Annotated in this window: 19 protein-coding genes and 1 pseudogene; 7 read left to right on the forward strand and 13 right to left on the reverse strand. The window is 71.2% G+C overall.

Annotated features, from left to right (window positions below):
- Positions 1 to 7: 7 nt before the first annotated feature.
- Positions 8 to 1,012, reverse strand: a complete 1,005-nt coding sequence (locus ACFYP4_RS09115; protein ID WP_388784175.1) for a LysR family transcriptional regulator — start codon at positions 1,010 to 1,012, stop codon at positions 8 to 10.
- Positions 1,013 to 1,132: 120 nt separating this feature from the next.
- On the opposite strand from ACFYP4_RS09115, the gene ACFYP4_RS09120 reads away from it, so the two are divergent.
- Positions 1,133 to 2,380, forward strand: coding sequence for an MFS transporter (locus tag ACFYP4_RS09120; RefSeq protein WP_388784178.1), 1,248 nt, complete (start codon positions 1,133 to 1,135; stop codon positions 2,378 to 2,380).
- A gap of 40 nt (positions 2,381 to 2,420) precedes the next feature.
- On the opposite strand, the gene ACFYP4_RS09125 is transcribed toward ACFYP4_RS09120, so the two are convergent.
- Both ACFYP4_RS09125 and ACFYP4_RS09130 read right to left on the reverse strand, forming a co-directional pair.
- Positions 2,421 to 2,918, reverse strand: coding sequence for an HIT family protein (locus ACFYP4_RS09125; RefSeq protein WP_388784181.1), 498 nt, complete (start codon positions 2,916 to 2,918; stop codon positions 2,421 to 2,423).
- 118 nt (positions 2,919 to 3,036) lie between these two features.
- Positions 3,037 to 3,456 (reverse strand): MarR family winged helix-turn-helix transcriptional regulator, encoded by a 420-nt coding sequence (locus ACFYP4_RS09130; RefSeq protein ID WP_388785040.1) that lies wholly within the window; start codon positions 3,454 to 3,456, stop codon positions 3,037 to 3,039.
- Between the two features lie 204 nt (positions 3,457 to 3,660).
- Here ACFYP4_RS09130 and ACFYP4_RS09135 point away from each other — a divergent pair, with 204 nt between their 5' ends.
- Together ACFYP4_RS09135 and ACFYP4_RS09140 are read left to right on the forward strand one after the other, a co-directional pair.
- Positions 3,661 to 5,115 carry an MFS transporter gene (locus ACFYP4_RS09135; RefSeq protein ID WP_388784184.1) on the forward strand — a complete coding sequence of 485 codons (1,455 nt, stop codon included), beginning with the start codon at positions 3,661 to 3,663 and terminating at the stop codon, positions 5,113 to 5,115.
- Positions 5,116 to 5,386: 271 nt separating this feature from the next.
- A complete protein-coding gene (locus ACFYP4_RS09140) occupies positions 5,387 to 5,740 on the forward strand; it encodes a hypothetical protein (protein WP_388784187.1) in 354 nt (117 codons plus the stop codon).
- Here the strand turns inward: ACFYP4_RS09140 and ACFYP4_RS09145 are convergent.
- The 3 genes and pseudogenes from ACFYP4_RS09145 to ACFYP4_RS09155 all read right to left on the reverse strand — a co-directional run.
- A complete protein-coding gene (locus ACFYP4_RS09145) occupies positions 5,712 to 6,107 on the reverse strand; it encodes a hypothetical protein (protein WP_388784190.1) in 396 nt (131 codons plus the stop codon). The two genes, ACFYP4_RS09140 and ACFYP4_RS09145, sit on opposite strands and share 29 nt — an antisense overlap.
- 149 nt (positions 6,108 to 6,256) lie before the next feature.
- Positions 6,257 to 6,586, reverse strand: coding sequence for a hypothetical protein (locus ACFYP4_RS09150; RefSeq protein WP_388784193.1), 330 nt, complete (start codon positions 6,584 to 6,586; stop codon positions 6,257 to 6,259).
- Between the two features lie 168 nt (positions 6,587 to 6,754).
- Positions 6,755 to 7,691, reverse strand: a pseudogene (locus ACFYP4_RS09155) (Hint domain-containing protein); the annotation flags it as partial.
- Between ACFYP4_RS09155 and ACFYP4_RS09160 the strand changes: the two are divergent.
- The gene (locus ACFYP4_RS09160) at positions 7,656 to 8,120 is read left to right on the forward strand and encodes a hypothetical protein (RefSeq protein ID WP_388784196.1); all 465 of its coding nucleotides are present in this window, start codon (positions 7,656 to 7,658) and stop codon (positions 8,118 to 8,120) included. The pseudogene ACFYP4_RS09155 and the gene ACFYP4_RS09160 sit on opposite strands and share 36 nt — an antisense overlap.
- Positions 8,121 to 8,349: 229 nt before the next feature.
- Here ACFYP4_RS09160 and ACFYP4_RS09165 read toward each other — a convergent pair whose 3' ends face one another.
- Positions 8,350 to 8,565 (reverse strand): hypothetical protein, encoded by a 216-nt coding sequence (locus ACFYP4_RS09165; protein ID WP_358851771.1) that lies wholly within the window; start codon positions 8,563 to 8,565, stop codon positions 8,350 to 8,352.
- Between ACFYP4_RS09165 and ACFYP4_RS09170 the strand changes: the two genes are divergently transcribed.
- The gene (locus ACFYP4_RS09170; RefSeq protein WP_358851772.1) at positions 8,555 to 8,704 is read left to right on the forward strand and encodes a hypothetical protein; all 150 of its coding nucleotides are present in this window, start codon (positions 8,555 to 8,557) and stop codon (positions 8,702 to 8,704) included. The two genes, ACFYP4_RS09165 and ACFYP4_RS09170, sit on opposite strands and share 11 nt — an antisense overlap.
- A gap of 17 nt (positions 8,705 to 8,721) precedes the next feature.
- On the opposite strand, the gene ACFYP4_RS09175 is transcribed toward ACFYP4_RS09170, so the two are convergent.
- Positions 8,722 to 9,384: a YceI family protein gene (locus ACFYP4_RS09175; protein WP_358851773.1), complete on the reverse strand. Its 663-nt coding sequence runs from the start codon at positions 9,382 to 9,384 to the stop codon at positions 8,722 to 8,724.
- Between the two features lie 710 nt (positions 9,385 to 10,094).
- On the opposite strand from ACFYP4_RS09175, the gene ACFYP4_RS09180 reads away from it, so the two are divergent.
- Entirely contained in the window at positions 10,095 to 10,244 is a 150-nt protein-coding gene (locus ACFYP4_RS09180; protein WP_358851774.1) for a hypothetical protein, read from the forward strand.
- Between the two features lie 127 nt (positions 10,245 to 10,371).
- Here the strand turns inward: ACFYP4_RS09180 and uvrA are convergent, their stop codons facing one another.
- Both uvrA and ACFYP4_RS09190 read right to left on the reverse strand, forming a co-directional pair.
- A complete protein-coding gene (gene uvrA / locus ACFYP4_RS09185; RefSeq protein ID WP_388784201.1) occupies positions 10,372 to 12,840 on the reverse strand; it encodes an excinuclease ABC subunit UvrA in 2,469 nt (822 codons plus the stop codon).
- A gap of 179 nt (positions 12,841 to 13,019) precedes the next feature.
- Positions 13,020 to 13,721, reverse strand: coding sequence for a ScbR family autoregulator-binding transcription factor (locus ACFYP4_RS09190; protein WP_358851776.1), 702 nt, complete (start codon positions 13,719 to 13,721; stop codon positions 13,020 to 13,022).
- A 252-nt stretch (positions 13,722 to 13,973) separates the two neighbouring features.
- Between ACFYP4_RS09190 and ACFYP4_RS09195 the strand changes: the two genes are divergently transcribed.
- Positions 13,974 to 14,918, forward strand: a complete 945-nt coding sequence (locus tag ACFYP4_RS09195) for an NAD-dependent epimerase/dehydratase family protein (protein ID WP_358851777.1) — start codon at positions 13,974 to 13,976, stop codon at positions 14,916 to 14,918.
- On the opposite strand, the gene ACFYP4_RS09200 is transcribed toward ACFYP4_RS09195, so the two are convergent.
- The 3 genes from ACFYP4_RS09200 to ACFYP4_RS09210 form a co-directional block, all read right to left on the reverse strand.
- On the reverse strand, positions 14,890 to 15,279 hold the full coding sequence (locus ACFYP4_RS09200) for a TraR/DksA C4-type zinc finger protein (protein ID WP_358851778.1): 390 nt from the start codon (positions 15,277 to 15,279) through the stop codon (positions 14,890 to 14,892). The two genes, ACFYP4_RS09195 and ACFYP4_RS09200, sit on opposite strands and share 29 nt — an antisense overlap.
- Positions 15,280 to 15,365: 86 nt before the next feature.
- Positions 15,366 to 16,787, reverse strand: a complete 1,422-nt coding sequence (locus ACFYP4_RS09205) for an extracellular solute-binding protein (RefSeq protein WP_358851779.1) — start codon at positions 16,785 to 16,787, stop codon at positions 15,366 to 15,368.
- Positions 16,784 to 19,567 carry a caspase family protein gene (locus ACFYP4_RS09210; RefSeq protein WP_388784207.1) on the reverse strand — a complete coding sequence of 928 codons (2,784 nt, stop codon included), beginning with the start codon at positions 19,565 to 19,567 and terminating at the stop codon, positions 16,784 to 16,786. Before ACFYP4_RS09210 ends, ACFYP4_RS09205 begins: the two co-directional genes overlap by 4 nt.

A 19,567-nucleotide genomic window follows, 5' to 3' on the forward strand; every position in this document is an offset into this window, starting at 1 on the left:
CGGTCGGTCAGGACGGTGTCGGCGGCGGTCGTCGAACCCCTTCGAGGTCCGCCGCGCCCCGTCGAGGTCCGCCGCCGGGGTGGGGTGCCGGTGCCCAGGACGGCCGCCAGGTCGTCTCGGGAAGCGGTGCCAGGCTCGCGAAGTGGTCGATGATTGCCCGGAGTCCGGGGTGCGGATTCGCGCGGGGGAGGATGAGAGAGAGCGGGTAGGCGATCGTCGGATTCACGATCGGGATGCGGCGCAGGTCGTGGTGGGTCGGCCAGATGTACCGGTCGCGGGAGCCGACGAGGGTCGCCACGTCCGCGGAGTCGGCCAGGACGTCGAGGAGGACCTCGTTGCCGAAGTTCGGGCCCGCGGCGTCGACGCGGAGGTCGAAGTCGGTGGCGAGCTGGTCGTAGAAATCCGCCCATTCGCTGTGCGGCGCGATGCCAGGCACCCAGATCCGGTGCCGGCGCAGCCGCGACGGCGTCACCGTGCGTGCGGCGGCGAGCGGGTGTTTCGGCCCGACGAGGAGTTCCAGCGGGGAGTCGAACGCGTGGATCATCCGCACGTCGGGCGGTAGTGCGGCCGGGTCGGTGACCGAGCGGAACGAGGCGTCGATGTCGCCGGCCCGGACTGCGGTGACGGCCGTGCGCGGGTCGTTGCCCTTGAGGGTGACCACGTCTAGGTCGGTTTCGGGATGCGACCGCCAGTAGTCGTGCAGGACGACGGCCTGCGCGGACCGCAGCCCGAGAACGTCGATCCGCAGGGCCCGGGAACCGGGCCGGATCGCGCCGACGGCGCGGTCGACACCCGTGACGATGCTCCGGGCGTGCGGGAGGAAGGCCTGGCCGTCGAGTGTCAGCTCGACCCCGCGGGCGGTGCGGGTGAACAACCGGACATCCAGCTCGCGCTCCAGGGCGGCGATCCGCTTCGACACGGCCTGTTGGGTGACGCCGAGTTCGTCGGCGGCGTGCCGCAGCTGTCCCAGCTCGGCCGCGCGGACGAACGAGCGCACCGCCTCGGTATCCATGAAGGCAGCATAGAGGCGCCCAACCGATGGTTGTGGCTCGCCCGGGATGCGGTTGTTTGATCCTGCGAGGGGCGGCCGATGTGATGGGGGGACTCGAACATCGGTTGTGGCGGGGGGCGCATGAGCGCGGGGTTGGGGAACGGTTTCGGCCTGCTGTGGTCGGCCTACGCGGTCAGTACGTACGGTACGTGGATCGCCTTCGGCGCGTTCCCTGTGATCGCGGTCCGCGTGCTGCACTCGTCTGCGTTCGCCGTGTCGCTCCTGGAGGCGGCCGGGCTCGCAGTGGCGGCGCTTGTCGCGTTCTCGCTGGGGCCGTGGGTGGAGCACCGGGCCAAGCGCCGCGTGATGATCACGATGGATCTGGTCCGGTTCGCCGCGATGGTGAGCGTCCCGGTGTCGTACGTCCTCAATCTGCTGTCGTACGGCCAGCTGCTGGTGGTCTCGGTCGTCTCCGGGACCGCGGGCATCGCCTTCACCGCCGCGTCGGGTGCGTATCTGAAGTATCTCGTCCCCGGCGATCGTCTTGTGGTGGCGAGCGGGAGATTCGAGAGTACGAGCTGGGTGGCGATTGCGGCCGGGCCGCCTCTCGGCGGTGCGCTGATGGGGGTGCTCGGCCCGGTCGTCACCGTCACGGTGGACGCTTTCAGCTACCTGCTGTCGGCGCTCGGGGTCCTGCGCATCCGCGGCGGCGACGTCGTGACACCTCGCGGGCGGGTCACCGAGGTGCGCGGAGCCGAGCTGCTGGGCGGGTGGCTGTTCATCGTCCGGGATCCGGTTCTGAGGCGCCTGTTCCTCAACTCGATCCTGGTCAGCGGCCTGATCATGGCCACCGCCCCGCTGCTGTCCGTCCTTCTCCTGGGTCAGTACCACGTCCCGGCCTGGCAATACGGTCTGGCCTTCGGCGTGCCGGCTCTCGGCGGGTTCGCGGGTGCCCGCCTCTCCCCGCGCCTCGTCACCCGCTACGGCCGGTTCCGGATCATGACCGTTTTCGGCCGGCTGCGATCGCTCTTTCCGCTCGGGCTCGCCCTGGTCGGTCCCGGTCTCCGCGGGCTCCTCACCGTGATCGTCGTCGAGGGGCTGCTGATCACCTGCATGGGCGTCTTCAATCCCGTCTGCGCCACGGAGCGCCTGCAACGGACACCCGTGGGCCGGACGGCCCGGGTCCTCAGTACCTGGAGTGCCGTCAGCAAGCTCGTGCAAGCTGCCCTGATGGCGCTCTGGGGTCTTCTCGCCACCCTCACCGGCCCGCTCACGGCGATCACCGTGTCCGGCGCTCTCCTGCTCGCCACCCCGCTGCTCCTGCCCGGACGAGCGCACCTGTCCGCCCCCGGTCCCGCCGCGCCGTCCGAGGACGTCCGGGCCGCGTGACCGCTCTCCCGGGCGCTCCGCCTGCGCCCGTCGGGGCGCGTCAACGGTGGTCGCGACCGGGTTCCGCGGTCTCCTCCTCGTCCGTACGACCCCGGAGGCGGGCTCGCAGGGAGTGAGCCAGGCGGTCCGCCTGTTCGGCCGGGACCTGCTCCCCCTCCGGGCGGCCCAGCAGCGCGAAGACGCCCGGTCCACGCTGTTCCGGAGGAAGATCCGCGCCGCGGGGCACGATGTGGAAGTGCACGTGGGCGAAGCCCTCGGCCTCGGCGAACTGGACGACGTACGTCTTGGCGCAGCCGGTCACGTCCCGCAGGGCGCGGGACAGCCGGACCTGCCACGTGCCCAGGTCGGCGGCCTCGGCATCGGTGAGCTCGTGGACCGCTGTCACGTGGCGCCGGGGCAACAGCACCAGCCATGCCGGCAACGCGGTGCCGACGGCGTGGGCCACGCGCCAGTACTGGTCACTCGCGATGCGCTCGCGCGACGGAAGTTCCTCGAACCGCGCCTCGGTGGCGCACGCGTAGCAGTCGGGGCTCGTCATGGACCGAGAGCGTAGAGCCGCGCGGCACGGCGGGGCTCCGCGAGGACGGGAACCTGTCTCGCCGGCCGGGGCGGGCCGGGCGGCACCGGCGCACGGCGGTACGGCGTCCACCGACCGGTCACGGACGCGGCCAAGGGCGCCCGCCCAGGCGTTCGATGTCCGTGTTGAAGCGCCTCAGGTAGGCGGCGAAGGCAGCGATGTCCTCGTCCGGCCAGTCGGCCATCACCTGGTCCAGCGAGTGGATGATGCCGTCGCGTTCCTCGTCGAGGAGACGCGCACCCTCGTCCGTGAGGCGGAACTTGCGGGCCATGCCCCCTTCGGGGTCGGGGATGCGCTCCACGAGTCCCGCGCGCATCGCCGCGGCGGTCTGCCGGTTGAGGGTGGAGGCGTCGAGCCCGAAGGCGTCGCTGAGTTCACCGATCGACATCGGTCCCTGCACGCGGATACGGCTGAGCAGGATGTAGGCGCTGCGTTCCAGCAGCCCGCCCTTGCGGCGCCCGTTTCTGTGGTGCATGAGCCCGTGGCGGCTCAGCAGCATCTGCTCGTACTCGACTTCGTGCGTGGGCTTGACCACGTGCCTGTTGCCTCCTGCGTCCGCCGGTCCGGTGGCACGTCACGTCTCGTCGCGCCCGGTCCGGCTCCCATCCTCTCATGACCATGTGCCCCGTACATGAGACGTGCTGAATACATACGGCATGTACGATGCACACTCCCGTCGGACAAGCACCTCAGGAGTCCCGCCATGGGCGCCCCCCAGCCGTCAGCGCGCGCAGGAGGCGTGGTCGCCACGCTCGCCTTCGCCGGCATCGTGGCAGCGATCACGCAGACCTTGGTCACCCCGCTCATCGCGGAACTGCCGAAGATCCTGCACACTTCCCCGTCCAACTCGGCGTGGGTGATCACGGTCACCCTGCTCGCTGCCGCCGTGTGCGTGCCGGTCTCCGGCCGCCTCGGGGATCTCCTCGGCAAGCGCCGGATGCTCCTGGCGTGCTCCATACCGCTGGTCGCGGGTTCGGTGGTGTGCGCGCTCGCGTCCTCCGTCGTTCCGATGATCGTCGGGCGCGGCCTTCAGGGCATGGGCATGGGCATGGTGCCGCTGGGCATCGCCCTGCTGCGTGACGTCGTCCCCGCCGAGAAGCTCAGCTCCTCGATCGCGCTGGTCAGCGCTTCGATGGGCATCGGCGGCGGCCTCGGCCTGCCCATCGCCGCGGCGGTCGCGCAGTACGCGAGCTGGCGGGTGCTGTTCTGGGCCTGTGCCGTCCTGGCCGCGGCGATCGCCGTACTGATCTGGTTCCTGATTCCCGACGTGCCGGCCGCCGCGAAGGGCCAGCGGTTCGATGCGCCCGGCGCGCTGGGCCTCGCCGTGGGCCTGGTCTGCCTGCTCCTCGCGGTGTCCAAGGGCGCCGACTGGGGCTGGGGTTCGGCGACCACGCTGGGCCTGTTCGCCGCCGCCGTCGTGGTGCTGGGCGCGTGGGGCGTGTGGGAGCTGCGCACCCGGGACCCGCTGGTCGATCTGCGCACCACCGCCCGCCCCCGCGTGCTGTTCACCAACGTCGCTTCGGTCTTCGTCGGTTTCGGGATGTACGCCGGCATGCTGGTCATCCCCCAGTTGCTGCAGTTCCCCGAGGCCACCGGCTACGGTCTGAGCCAGTCGATGCTCGCGGCCGGTCTGTGGATGGCCCCCGGCGGCGTCATGATGATGTTCGTCTCGCCGCTCGGCGGAAAGCTCACCGACGCGCGCGGCCCGAAGTTCACCCTGATCTGCGGGGTCTTGGTCATCGCCGCGGGCTATGGCCTGTCCCTGGCCCTGCTGGGTTCCGCCTGGGGTCTGATGCTGGTGTGCATGGTCATCAACAGTGGCGTCGGCCTCGCCTACGGTTCGATGCCCGCCCTGATCATGGGCTCGGTGCCGCTGTCCGAGACCGCCGCCGCCAACGGCTTCAACACCCTCATGCGCTCGCTCGGCACGTCGATCGGAGCCGCGGTGATCGGCGTCGTCCTCTCCCAGCTCACCACCACCATGGGCGGCTACAGCTTCACGTCGGAGGACGGTTTCCGTACCGCTCTGCTGATCGGCGGCGGGGTCGCCCTGGTCGCCGCCGTGATCGCCGCCCTCATCCCGGCCGTCCGCGCCCCGGAAGCGGCGGGCGGCCGGTCCGGCGCCACGACGCCGGACCAGGCCCCCGTGGAGGCCTGACAGCGAGCTGGAGCGTGACGAACCGCGTCAGCCGTCGCCGGCTGACGCGGTTTCCTCGTCGTGCGGACCGTTGACGGCATGCGGGGTTCGGTCCACCCGGCCTCGCCGACGGCCGCAGGGTGGCGGCAGGTCCGGTCAGCCGACGGGGGTGGTGCGGATGCAGGGTCCCTTGCATGATCGAGGTCTGTCCGGTTTCATCCGGTGATGCCGAGGGCGGCCAGGGCCTTCGCCAGTCGCGAGCGGTGTGATGTAGGGCGGTGGCGATGTTGGTGTGGCCGTCCTGGCGGTGGACGTCGATGGCGAGGTTGCGCAGGCCGGCCATGAGGCGGGGAAGATGGCCGGCACGGAACTCCGCCTCGCCCTCGCCCTCGCCCTCGCGGAACGTGCGGTCGCGGACGTGGTGCAGAACATTTTCGATCTTCCAGTGGCCTCTGATCCAGTCCGCGAGCTGGGCACCGGTGACAGCGCCGGGCGGCAGGCTGGTGATCGGGTAGACGCGCTCGATGGTGAGCTTTCTGCTGACGCCGCGGCGTTCACGGTCTCGCAGCACCCACAACTGGCGCGGCACCTTCTCCGCCCCGCCTGGACGGCCTTCGTCACTTCGCGCGGTCGAACCAGGCCGTAGTCTCCGGCAGGAACAGCAGGACGATCACGGGCAGCCCGAGCACGATCCGCAGCGCGGCGTCCACGAACTCCGCGGGCCCCGCCGCGCCCAGTGCCTTGCTGAACGACGGCAGGACCACGAACACCATCACCACGATGGTCGTGATCCGAACCCCGCCCCGCGCGCTGCCGCCGTACCTCAGGGCGAGCAGCGCGCACACCCAGACCAGGATCCACGGCGCCATCAGGTCGCCCAAGCCGTAGGAAGTCAGGCTGTCCGAGAGCGCAAGGATGACCACCAGCCCCGCCAACGCCAGCCCGAGCAACAGCAACTGAGCCGCGCGCACCTGACAGGGCATCGTGGGATCGGTCCTCGTAGGTGAACTCACGGTCTTTCCTTCTTGTGACACGGGCGTACATTCCCTCTCTGCATTCCTTATGCCCCTTGCATCCCTTGTATTCCTTGTTCGCGAACCGAGGGGAGCCTTGCCGAATTACTCGGCGAGGCTCCCCTCCGGACAGCGGACCGACGTGACCGTCAGTCGCCCTCCAAGTGGAGCTCAAGGCTTCCGTCCTCGCCGCACCGACGCGCGAGGCGGCCGATCTCGTCCAGGACCGCTGCTTGTTCGGCCACTACGACGCCGCTTCGCACCCCGTCGACCTCAGTGATGAACTGCGGCATGTCCTGCGAGGTCAGCAGCAGCGAACCGTATCGGTTCACCCTGCTCAGCATCGGCTTGCCACTGTTCTCACACAGCTCGGCGAAAACGTCGGAGTAGTCTGGAACGCTGTCCAGGACCGAGCGATGGTGACGCTTGGAACTCGTCCCCTCTCTGCGCACCTGCATGAGAAGGACATCGACGCCCATGGCTACGCTCCCGGTGATATCGCGAGTTCGGAAAGCCCTCACACACGGCATCTCCCTACTCTATTTGCCCGACGGGTAGGCCGTGATCAGCTTGTGGTCCCGGATCACCACGCTGATCTCGAACTGGTCCTCGTTCTTCGCGGTCTTGCCGATGGCCTGTTGGAATCGGTAGACGTAGACGCCGTCGACCGTGAGGTTGTACGTACGGGCGTGATCGGTGTAGGCGCGGTTGCCGGTGACGGTGTCGCCGGCGTCGGTGAGCAGCGCCACGCCCACCGTGAGGTCGCCCGCCTCGATCCAGGCCTGTTCGGACGGTGACCAGAACGGATGCTCGTCCGTGGCGGTCAGCTTCTCGACGCCGTCGTCGGTCGCGAGGGACAGTTCGTTGAAGCGCTTGTCGTCCTCGGTGACGACCAGGCGCGTGACCTGGCGGTGGCCGCTCTTGCCGGTCTCCGGATCGGTCGTCTGCACCTCGTCGCCGACCTGGACGTCCTCGATGTCCTTGGTCGAGCCGTCGGCCATCCGGACGCCCGTGCCCGCGAGGAAGCACTTGGTGCAGGACATGTACGACGACTTCGTCGCGAAGCACGGCGTCGACAAGGATTCCCAGGCGTTCGACGCGGGCGACGACGCCGCCGAAACGGCCGGCTGGCTCTCCGGCGTGGCAGGCATCGTCCTTGAACGACCCCTCGGCGCGTGGGTCCTTGGGCTCCACGTTGGTGTTGCAACCGGGTTTGTACGCCGGATACGTGGCCGAGCAGTCCGTGCCGGTGTCCGTGCCACCGCCGCCACTCCCGTAGTTGGCGCTGCCCATGGTGGACATGCCGCCTGAGCCGTTGGAGCCGGAGGACTGGCTGCGGACGTAGTTGTAGTAGGCGACGATGAGCCTGACAATCGCCACGAAGAGCGCGACCAGGGCGAAGAAGAACTTGCCGTCGGGGTCAGAGAAGGTGACCGGGTTGTTGTTGCTGTAGGCGTAACCGTTGATCTGCTGCGGGTCCTTCAGGTCCGCGACCGGGTCGGCACTCATGAACCGGCCGGTCGTCGGGTCGTACTCGCGCGCCCCCAGGTGGGTGAGACCGGTCGAGTCCTCGATGCCGCCGACGAATCCCCGTTCGCCGACCCACGCGGTGGCGGCCGTGCCCCGGTCCTCGCCGAACGGCTTCAGCTGCCGCCGGGTGACGCGCTGCGTGGCCGCTTCGACCTGGACGTTGGCCGTGCCGTTGTGGTCGCCGGCGAGCCAGGACAGTCCCGCGGTGGTGCGCACGGCGACGGTCTCGTCGCCGTGGCCGTAGTAGCGGGTCGCCGCCACCTTGCCGGTGGCCTTGTCGAGCCGCAGCTCGGTCTCGCCCAGATAGAGCGTGGTGCCGGTGACGTCGCGGCGGATGAGCCGGTTGCCCTCCGCGTCGTTGAGGTACTCGGTGGACGTCTTGTCGGCCTCGGTGACCTTCTCCAGGCTGCCCTCGGCGTTGTAGTCGAGGTCCTGGGCTTGCCCCCGACGGTCCGCAGGTCGGTGTTGCCCGCCTTGTCGTAGGTGTAGCCGGTGGTGGCGGTGACCGCGCCGTTCTTCTTGGTCTCGGTGGAGGCCAGGGCGTGCGGGCGGGGCTGATCGGCCGTCTTGTAGACGTACGAGGTGGTCTCGCCGGACAGATGGTCGGTGGCCGACTTGCGGTTGCCGGCGCTGTCGTACGAGAACGACTGCCAGTGCCCCGGCCGGCCCCGGACTGCGGGCGATCGCCGTCGACGGCAAGGCCCTGCGCGGCTCACGCACCGCCACCGCCACGCACGTCACCCTGCTCGCCGCGATGGACCACAGCGGCCACGTCCTGGCCCAACGTCAGGTTGCCGACAGGGCAACGACATTCACCGGTGCCCTGCTCGCGGACTGGATCAGAGGCCACCGGAAGATCGAAAATGTTCTGCACCACGTCCGCGACCGCACGTTCCGCGAGGACGACTCCAAGATCCATGCCGGCCATCTCCCGCATCATGGCCGGCCTGCGCAACCTCGCCATCGACGTCCACCGCCAGGACGGCCACGCCAACATCGCCACCGCCCTACGTCACACCGCTCGCGACTGGCGAAGGACCCTGGCCGCCCTCGGCATCACCGGATGAAACCGGACAGACCTCGATCATGCCAAGGGACCCTGGGTGCGGATGGCGGCGATGTCGAACTGCAGACGCACCTTCTCGCTCACCATGGCACCGCCCTCCGCCAGCCTCGTGTTGTACGTCAGCCCCCAGTCGGAGCGGTTGATGGTGGTGGTGCCGTCGAAGCCGGCCCGCTCATAGCCGAACGGGTCGACGACGTGCCCGATGTAGGTGAGTTCGAGGACGACGGGACGCGTGACGTCCCTGATCGTGAGGTCGCCGGTCATGCGGTAGACGTCCGGGCCGGCCAGCTCGACGGACGTACTGGTGAAAGCCATGCGCGGATAGGTCCTGGCGTCCAGGAAGTCGCGGCCGACCAGGTGGGCGTCGCGTTGTTCCACGCCGCTGTCGACACTCGCGGTGAACAGCACGATCTCGGCCCGCGAGCGCTCGGGGTTCCGCCCGTCGAAGTACATGCGGCTCTGGTACTCGGTGAAGGATCCCCGCACCGTGGTCACCATGGCGTGCCGGACGGAGAAGCCGATACGGCTGTGCGCCGGGTCGATGACCCACTCCCCCGTCAGAGCCGCCAGGCGGGGGTCCGGGCGGACGGCGGAGCCGGACGCCGACACGACCGCCGCGCGTTCGTGCGGGGCCGGGGAGATCGTGCGGCGCGGTGCGGCACTGCGGGTGAACAGATTCATAGGTCATCTAGTTACTCGACGCGCAGTATTCCCGCAAGGGTTTCTCGTCTGCGGGAGTTCCTCCGGGGCTGCGGCGAATGGCGTGCACACCGCTTCCCCTTACGGGAAATTCACCGGATCCGCACAGCGAACGCTGGAATACCGGGAGAAGAATGGGGCACCGCCGAATTCCAACTACGGACATTTCGCCGACCCGGAGGGCGACGGTCCAGGGGGTAACAAACACGCACCAAATACTCACGGATGGCCTTTTCGCCCCTGTGGAGTCACTCTCCGGCACGGCTGGTCCGGTGGGGCGTTTCAGCGCCCGCCCGGCTCCGAGACGGCGCGTTTCATGATCGACGCGAATCCTGCACGGTCGAAACCAACGGGCGGCCCGGCTTCCCTATTGGAGATCCCGCGCATCCGCGAGCCGAAATGCGCGCACGGTCCGTTTTCGATGGGAAACACCTCTACTTGTAAGAGAAGCGTGGAGGAAAGGCATCGGGAGATCACGAACCAGCCCGTACCGACCGGCGCCGACGCTCACACCTGGTCGACGACGCCGCGCCGACGCCGCTCCCCGGCCGGGGCGGGCGGGACCACGGTCCGCCGATGCGGTACCGGCCGTACGGGTCGGGGAATGGGCCGGAATCCGGTTACTCGGCGTCAACGGGGTACAAGAGCAGTGCACGCATCCGCTGCAAGGACCCCGCCACAGGAGGAACGTCGTGCCAGGCATGATGGAGAAGATCAAGCAGTTCGCGAAGAGTCCGCAGGGCCGCCGCACCGCCGAGCAGGTCCGCCGCGCCTCCGCCGACCCCCGCCGCCGGGCCCAGGCCCAGCGCCTTCTGGGCAAGCTGCGCGGGCGACAGCACTGACCCCGGCCGGACGGGTGCCGCCGACGGCGACCGTCGGCGGCACCGGCGATGACGGCGGACCCCTAGCCGGCCGGGAAGTCCCGGCCTCGGCGGCCGACGTGCCGGTGCACGTGCCGGTGTCGGCCGCTCATGAGCGCGACAGTCTCGACGCCAGGTAGGGGGCGGTGGCACTGCGCCGGGATCTCGCCACCTTGGAGGGAGTGCCGGTGGCCACCACCCGTCCGCCCGCGTCCCCGCCGCCCGGCCCGAGATCGATGATCCAGTCCGCGGTGGCGATCGTGTCCAGGTCGTGTTCCACCAGGACGACGGTGTTGCCGGCGTCCACGAGACGGTGCAGCTGACGCAGCAGCAGAGCGACGTCCGCAGGGTGCAGACCGGCCGTGGGTTCGTCGAGCAGGTACAGGGCGTGGCCGCGCCGGGCGCGCTGAAGCTCCGTGGCCAGCTTGATGCGCTGGGCCTCACCACCGCTGAGTTCCGTCGCGGGCTGGCCCAGCCGCAGGTATCCGAGTCCCACCTCCCGGAGCGTCTCCAGACTTCGCGAGGCCGCCGGGACCCCGGCCAGGAACGGGGTGGCCTCGTCCACCGACATCGCCAGGACGTCCGCGATGTTCTTCCCCCGGTAGGTCACCTCGAGCGTCTCGGCGTCGTACCGCGCGCCGTCGCAGGCCGGGCACGGCGCGTACGTCCCGGGCAGGAAGAGCAGCTCGACTGCGACGAACCCTTCCCCCTGGCAGGTCTCGCACCGTCCCTCCGGGACGTTGAAGGAGAACCGGCCGGCCTGGTAGCCGCGCGACAACGCTTCGTCCGTCGCGGCGTACAGCTTGCGCACCGCGTCGAACATCCCCGTGTAGGTCGCCAGGTTGGACCGGGGAGTACGTCCGATGGGCCGCTGGTCGACCCGCACCAGCCGGTCGAAGGCGTCGAGGCCCGAGGCGTCCCGCACCTCGACCTCGGACTCCGGCTCGTCGAGGTCGTCGGGTGCCAGTCCGAGATGAGCGCGTACGACTTCGGCGAGGACCTGGGTGACCAGCGTCGACTTTCCGGATCCCGAGACCCCGGTCACCGCCGTCAGCACGTCCAGCGGCACCTCGACGGACACGTCGCGCAGGTTGTGCCGGGACACCCCGGCCAGGCGCAGTCGCCCGGACGGTTTCCGGGGGCGGCGAACGCACGCCTCGGCACGGCCGAACAGGTGACGGGCGGTGGCCGACTCCGTCACCCGCTCCAGGCCGGCCACCGGCCCGCTGTACAGCACCCGGCCGCCGCCCTCGCCCGCACCGGGGCCGACGTCGACGACCCAGTCCGCACGTCGTACGACGTCCATGTCGTGCTCCACCACGAACAGTGAGTTGCCCGCGGCCTTCAAACGGTCCAGGACGTCCAGCAGGGGTTCCGCGTCCGCCGGGTGCAGGCCCGCGGACGGCTCGTCGAGCACGTAGACGACTCCGAAGAGTCCGGAGCGCAGCTGGGTGGCGATCCGCAGTCGCTGTGCCTCTCCGGGTGAGAGCGTCGTCGACCGGCGTCCCAGACTCAGGTATCCCAGGCCGAGGCCGAGCAGCACCTCCAGGCGTGCCACCACGTCGGCGCAGATCCGGATCGCGGCCTCGGTCCGCTCGGCGGGCGGGACGCTCCCCGTCGTGGTCCCGGTGCCCGGCAGTCCCGCGACGGGCCGCAGCAGTTTCACCACCCCGGCGAGCGGCAGCGCGTTCACCTCGGCGACGGTGCGGCCCGCGAAGGTGACCGCGAGCGCCTCCGGCCGCAGCCCGCTGCCTTGGCACTCCGGACACGGCACGCCGCGCACGAACCGCATGGCCCGCTCCCGCATCCGTTCGCTCCTGGAGTCGGCGAGGACGTGCATGACGTGTGCGCGGGCGCTCCAGAACTTCCCGTGGTAGCCGTGGTCGACGCGGCCGGGCTCCGGTTCGATCAGCACGGAGGGCTGCTCGTCGGTGTAGAGCAGCCAGTCCCGGTCCTTTTTCCCGAGCCTGCGCCACGGCCGGTCGACGTCGATGCCCAGGCCGCTCACGATGCTGCGCAGATTGGCGCCCTGCCAGGCACCCGGCCAGGCCGCGATCGCGCCGTCCCGGATGCTCAGCGAGGGGTCGGGGACGAGGAGGTCCTCGGCGACGTCGTGGACGACGCCGAGCCCGTGGCAACGCGGGCAGGCACCGGCGGGGGTGTTGGGCGAGAACGCCTCCGCGGCCAGCCGGGGTGCGCCGGGCGGGTGGGTTCCGGCGCGCGAGTACAGCATCCGCAGCAGGTTGGACAGCGTGGTGAGGGTGCCGACCGTCGACCGGGAGCCGGGAGTCCCCCGGCGCTGCTGGAGCGCCACGGCGGGCGGCAGCCCGGTGATCTCCCGGACGTGGGGTGCGCCGGCCTGCTGCAGCAGCCGGCGGGCGTACGGTGCCACGGATTCGAAGTACCTGCGCTGTGCCTCGGCGTAGAGCGTGCCGAAGGCGAGGGAGGACTTGCCCGAGCCGGAGACACCGGTGAAGGCGACCATCGCGTCCCGGGGGAGGTCGACGTCCACGTTCCTCAGGTTGTGCTCGCAGGCGCCCCGCACGCGCACGAAGGAGTCACTCGGATCGTTCGTCACCCCTCCTGCCTACCCGACGGGGCGGGGGACCGCGCGAGCGGTGCCGCCGTACCAGAGGTGGCCGCGGTCCGAAGGGGGTGCGGGGGCGGGGTCCGGGCCGTGCTTTTTCCGCATGCCCGGTCCGTTTCGGCCGTCCGGGTGACGCATCCCGGACAGCCGGTGCGAGCGGCCCTGGCGGATCAGACCGTGGCGTCCACCGGGCCCTCGTCCTTCTGGCGAGCCGCTGAGGCTTCGGGCTCCTCGGGGGTACGGATGCTCGCGGCGCCCAGTTCGCGGGCGCGCTCGGCCGTGATGACCAGCCTGCCCAGCACCGCGGGCACGGCGATCGAGGGCAGCAGGTGCTCGAACAGCGTCACCACGCGGGTCTCCAGATCCTCGCGGCCGGCGAGGATCTGCGAGTACACCTGCACCCCGGTCCAGGCCGCCGAGAACAGCCAGGCGCTTTCCTCCGGGTCGACGTGCGGCAGCAACTCCCCCTGTTTCTTGGCCTCTTGCAGGAGGTGCCGGCACGCGTCGATCCACTGCGTCAGGGCCGCCGTGCCGAACTGGGCCCGCATGTCCTGTTCCAGCGACAGCCTCGCCACCGCGCTCACCATCGGGTCGCGCCGCATCTGATAGGCCACCAGCAGGCCCGTGTCCACGAACTCCTGGAGCCGGGAAGCCTGCGGCACGACGGACACCGCGGCGAACTGCTGTCCCAGCACGCCTTCCGCCAACGCCTGCTTGGAGGGGAAGTGGAAGTACAGGGCTCCCTTGGTGACGCCGGCCCGGGCCAGCACCTCACCGATCGTGGCAGCCTCGTAGCCGCGTTCGTCGAACACCGCCGCCGCGGCGTTCAGAATCGCCAGCTTCGTACGGACCGCACGCTCCTGACGCGCCACCAGACCTCCCGAAGTTCACTTGTGTACATCCCACCGCGGCGTCCGCCCGGGACGACGCCAGTACAACCATGGATGTTCTACTGCCTTCCTTTACGGAAACAAAACCAGGTAGTCCGTATTTTCACAAGCCACTACTCCCTTCGGTACCGGATGTCCAGGAACTCCGACGCCATCTCCGGACCACTCCCGCCACCCTCCGCACGTCGGGCAACACGGTAAGCAACCAGTTCAGGCCGCCTTCAAGGAGTTCCGATGCCGTCCACCCTCCTCATCACCGGCCCGCGCGGGTTCATCGGACGGCACATCACCGCCGCCGCCCTCAAAAAACCGCACGTCCGGCTTCGAATCCTCGCGCGCACCGCCGAGCGGCCGGCGACGGGCGCGCAGATGGACACGGTGACAGCCGACCTCGGCGACCCCGACTCCCTGCGCGGACTGTGCGAGGGCGTCGACGCGGTCGTCCACTGCGCCTCCGCCATCGACGCGGACGCGTCCACGCTGCACGCGGTCAACGACGTCGGCACCCGGGCCCTGGTCGAGGACGCGGAGCGCCACGGCGTACGCCGCGTCGTGTACGTCAGCACCGCCGCCGTGTACGGCCACGGCACCTTCCACCGGGCGGATGTCGCGGATCTGCGCCCGGCCCCGGAATCGGCAGCCAGTCACACGCGTGCCGCCGCCGAGCGCCACGTCCTGGCCGCCGGCGGCACCGTCCTGCGCCCGCACCTCGTCTACGGCACCGGGGACCGCCAGGTCGTGCCCGGCCTGACCTGGCTCCTGCGGTACCTGGGAGCGGCCGTGGACACCCCGGCCCTGCACTCCGCGGTCAACGCCGCAGACCTCGCCCGGGCCGCCGTCGCCGCCGCTCTCACCGACAGCGATGTCACCGGAGCGCAGCACGCCAACCATCCGACCCCGCTGGCCGTCGCCGAGCTGACCGCTCTCGTCCTCGAGCGCCTCGGCCTCCCGCCCCGCCCGCCGCTGACCCCGGACCAGGCCCTCGCCAGGGTGCGGGGCGACGCGCGGGCCCGTCACCACCTGACCATGCTCACCCATCACCACTGGTTCCTCGGCGACACCCTGTGGGACCGGCTCGGTGTGGATCCGGGAGCCGCGCCCGCCCTCCAGATCCCCGACCACCTGCCACCCCGCCCGGGCCCCGCCCCGCTCAGCGGTGACGGACGGAGGCGCACCTGACACACGTACGCGCCGCGGGCCGCACCTCCAGCCGCTCCGCCGGGATCACCTCACCGCACGTGTCGCACGAACCGTAGGCGCCGCGCTCGAGTCGCTCCAGCGCGCCGTCCAGCTCCTCCAGGTACTGCCGGGCCCGGGACAGCAGGGATGCCACGTGCGCCCGCTCGAACGCCGTGCTCGACCCCTCCGGGTCGTGCTCGTCGTCGACCGCGACCAGCGCGTTCGCCTCCACGATCGCGTCGAAGTCCCGCTCCAGGGCCGCGATCCGGGCGAACGTGTCCGCGCGCTCGGCCATCAGCCGCCCGCGCACCGGGCCCGGCTCGGCGGCGGACGGAGTGCCATCCTCGAAGGGAATGCTCATTTGTGCTGGAACGACATGATTCCTTCCGGTATTCCGTGTCCGGTGGGGGCGCCGCCACGGGCCGGCGGCCTTCGCCGCCGATGCGGTCACCCGTCCGGCAGGACGCCCCGGAGCGCCTTGTCCAGGTCTGCGGCGAGTTCGCTGTCGCCCGGAGGATCGGCGGTGAACAATCTGCCGAGTTCGGTGGTGAAGGTCTGGGTGAAGGCGCCGTAGAGCGGGGTGCGAGGGCGCTGCACGGCTCGGGTGAGGGCCGGCAGCAGGATGCCGCGGGCGTACCTGGGGCGGCCCTGGCCGTCGCGCGGCATCCGGTCGGCGCTCTCGCCGGACGGCGAGGGGCTCGCGCCGCCGGTCGCCGCGCCGGACGGTTTCGCCGACCGGCACCTGACGTCGTCGTCCCGGTACGCGGACACCCGCGTGGCCGCGAACCCCGCGTCCAGCAGGCAGCGTTCGCTCTCCCGGCTCGTCAGGAACCCGATCAGGTCGGTCGCCGCGTCCCGCTGTGCGGAGGACCGGGTGAGGGCGAGGTTCTGTCCGCCGAGCACCGCCCTGCCGGGCAGGGTCGTCACCCCGAGCCGTGCCCCGGGCAGGGACTGGTGAAGGCTCTGGTACGCGTAGGGCCAGTGGCGCAGGAATGCCGTCCGGCCGTTCGCGAAGTCGGTGAGCGACGCGGCCTCGTCGGAGCGCAGGGCGTCCTTGAGCAGGTACGAGGACTGGGTGCGGTTGCGCAGTTCCGCGAGGCCCTTCTCCAGGTCCGCCACGGTGGCGGTGTAGCGGCCCGCGGCGTCGGTGAGGGTGACGCCGCCGGGGACGGAGGCGAACGCCTCGATCCCGTTGACCGTGCGCCCCTCGTAAGCTCCGAACTGTGAGGTCCAGCCCTTCTCGTAGCCCTTGGGCCGGTCCTTCCCGGTCTGCTCGCCGAGGGTTTCGATCAGCTCCTGCAGCTGTCCCCGGTCGAACCCTTTGCTCAGGTCGGTGTTCTGGACGCCCGCCCGCTCCAGGTGGTCGCGGCGGTAGTAGAGCAGCCCGACGTCGCTGTTGAACGGGACCGCGTACACCTTCCCGTCCCAACGCGCGGTACTGGCCACGGACTTGATCACGTCGTGGTCGTCGACCAGCTCCGCCGGCAGCGCGCGGATCAGGCCCGCTTCGGCGAACTCGGGGACCCAGGTCACGTCCAGGTTCACCACGTCGTACTGCGCACTGTCGGACTGGAGCGCGCCGAGGAGCTGGCTGCGCTGTTCGTCGGCGGAGCCCGGGAGTTCCACCAGGCGGGCACGGCGGCCCGTGTGGCGCCGGTCCTGCTGCGCGTTCCAGGTGTCGATGAGCTGCTGCCGGATGCCGCCCTTGCCGGTCACGTCCCGCCCGCTGGCCACGACGATGTCGCCACCGGCCTTCGGTGTGGCGCCCGCTCCGGACTGCTCGGAGGCGCCGCCGCCGGTGCAGGCGGCGCACGCCGTGAGCAGAACGGCGAGCACCCAGGCCCGCCCACGCGTCCACGGCCGCCTCATTCGTCCCCCGTCCCCGTCCGCGCCACCTCGTCGCGCAGGCCCGCGACCAGATCGGCCCGGGTGTCGAGGCAGCGCCCGCCGCTCGCCTCCGAGAGGCGGGCGTCCGGCTTGTCCCGGTCGCAGCCGCCGCCGTCCAGCGCCGCCATCACCACCGGGACCCCCCGGTCCTCGGCCGACGCGAGGAGCCTGCCCAAGTCCTTGCCCGCGGTGAACCGGTCGTTGTCCTCGTCGTCGGTGACGTAGACGATCAGCTGGGGGCGCTCGTCGTCCCGGCCGCGCCCCGCCATGTAGTCGAGGGCCGCCGTCAGCGCCGCGTACGGGTCGGCCTCGGCGTCCTGGACCGCGGCCTCGCGGTCGATGGTCCGCTCCGCGTCCGCGCGCGAGTGGCGGCGGAAGGGCAGGAGGACGTCGTACGGGCTGCTCCCGCGCGAGGCGACGGCCCAGACCCCGTACTCGTCCTGTCCGCCCAGTCCGCCCAGCGACTGCTTGAGGATGCCGGGGGCGCCGCCGGCGCCCTCCCACAGGTCGCCCATCGAGCCGGAGCTGTCGAGCAGGAACAGGACCCGTCCGGGACCGTTGGCGTTGCGGTACCGCTCGAGGGCCGTCGTCAGCGCGTCACCGCGGGCGGGCGCCGGGAGCGGGCTGGGGCGGGCGAGCGTCCCGGTGTCGTTGCCGCGGGGCCCGAGGAAGTCCCCGCCCGACACGGCACGGAAGCCGTCCTCGCCGAAGACGTCGAGTCCGCCCGGGCCGTCCTCGGTGGTGCCGCCGACCAGCCAGTCATGGAAGCGCCGGACGGCGTCGTCCCGTGCGGCCCGGTCGCGTTCGGCGTTCTCCCAGCGCACGCGGACGAAGGTGGGGTCCAGGGGCGGTACGTCCGTGGGGTACTCGGCCAGCCGCGGGGTGCGCGTGGGCCCGTCGCAGCCGAGTCCGCTCACCATCAGGAACTCGGGCACGAGCGCGGCGGTGCGCTTGTCGACGTCCCGGTGGTCCGGCAGCGCGCACAGCAGATCCGCGCCCGTCGGCGCGGGCGGTCCCGGCTGCGCCACGGTGCCCTCGGCGCGGCTCACGTCGGTGCCGGCGCCGTAGAGACCGACGCTGGCCAGCAGCGCGGAGTCCGTGTACTCGGGGTCGGTGCGCCGTACATCGGCGTCCCGCTGCCGGTGGAGGAGCTTGTCCCTGAGGGTGGCGAGCGGCCGCCCGGTCCTGTCCCGTAACGACTCCTCGGCGATGTTCTGCGGGACCGACAGCACCATCGGGGAGTACGCGAACGGCTCGCTGTCCGGTTCCAGCGTCACGTACGTGCGCGGCGGTTCGACCGGCTGGGCCCGCGCCGCGCTAGCGGACGTCGCCGGGATCCAGATGTCGGGCTGGGGACCGATGTCGCGCTGCGGGTTCAGTTCGTCGCTGACGGGGCGTTGCCAGGGGTCGGACCGGTCGTGGAAGCCCGTCACGGCGTCGGCGGCGCCGGCGCCGTACACCGTGATCCCGCTGCGCCGGCAGCCGGCGGACGTCGTGTTGGCCGGTGAGGTGAGATACGCCTGTGCGGCCCTGCGCACGGTGGGCTCGAGGTCCGGGTCGGTGAGGAGGCGCAGTTCGAGGGTCGGGCCGCAGGACGACTGGTCGGGGCCGGTGCCCCAGAGAAGGGCGTGGCCGCCGGCGCCCGCGCCGGTGAGGACGACCGCGGCCGCGACCACGGCTCGGCGGGGCCTGCTCCGCGACCAGAGCAACAGCCGGCCCGCCCAGCCCGCGGACGGTGTCCGGCGGCCCCGGGACCGGAGCAGGGCGAACGCGCGCGGCCGCGACCGGCCTTCCCCGGCCCGCCGCTTCGCCCCGGGCGGAGCATGGTCCGGGGGCGTCTGCTGTTCCCGCGGCGGGATCGCCACCGCGGGCCGTGGCGGCCGCGCTTCCCGCCCTTTCGTCGGCTCGTCGGGCTGCGCCGGAGGCGTCCGACGCCCCTGGTGGTCCTTCGCGGGTTCCCGGGACGGCTGCTCCGGGGGCACCGGGACGGCGTCGACGGGCACGGGCGCCGGGGCCGCACCGGCCAGGACGATGTCGGTGTCGCCCCACCGCTGCGGTTCCCACGGCTCGTTGCGCAACGTCGTGTAACGGGCGGACATGTGCGCGGTGAGCGTCTCCGCCAGGTCCAGGAACGTGACCTCGCCGTCCCGTCCGGTACTCACCTCCTCCAGCATCCGCACCAGCTCGGAGGTGAACGGCGTGGGCGTCGCGTCGTCCCCGGCGTCGATCCGGTTGTTGGCCTGCGCGCTCATCAGGACCGAGAAGCGGCGCCGGTCCGCGAGCGCCTCGCAGACCTGTGCGGCGTTGCCGGCGTTGCAGCAGTCCAGGACGACGACCACGTGCCGGGCCCGGCTGGTGGCGAGCACGGTCAGCACGCTGGAGAAGGGGTCGGCGCCCGGGAACACGGCCCGGCTGCCGGGGACGACGCGCGCGTTGCGCATCTGCAGCCAGAGCTCGTCGCCCGCGCTGGGCACGGCCCCGTGACCGGCGAAGTAGAAGAGAAGCAGCCCCTCGGCCTCGTCGGCGGCGGTGCGCAGCGCCTCGCTGAAGGCGTCCAGGTACGGCGACCCGGAGACGACGACCTCGCCCTTCCGGAACACCTCGCCCCGCAGCAGCGCACCTTCCAGCAGGGCGAGGTTGTGCTCCACGGCGGCGAGGTCGCCGGGGACGCCGTGTGGGTCCTTCGGCCGCGTGGAGTCGTACACGGACACGCCGACCAGCAGGGCCCGGTTCACCTCTCCGCGCGGGTCGAAGCGGTGCAC

Origin of the sequence: Streptomyces sp. NPDC005551, from assembly GCF_042871785.1 — a bacterium.
Taxonomy (GTDB): Bacteria; Actinomycetota; Actinomycetes; order Streptomycetales; family Streptomycetaceae; genus Streptomyces.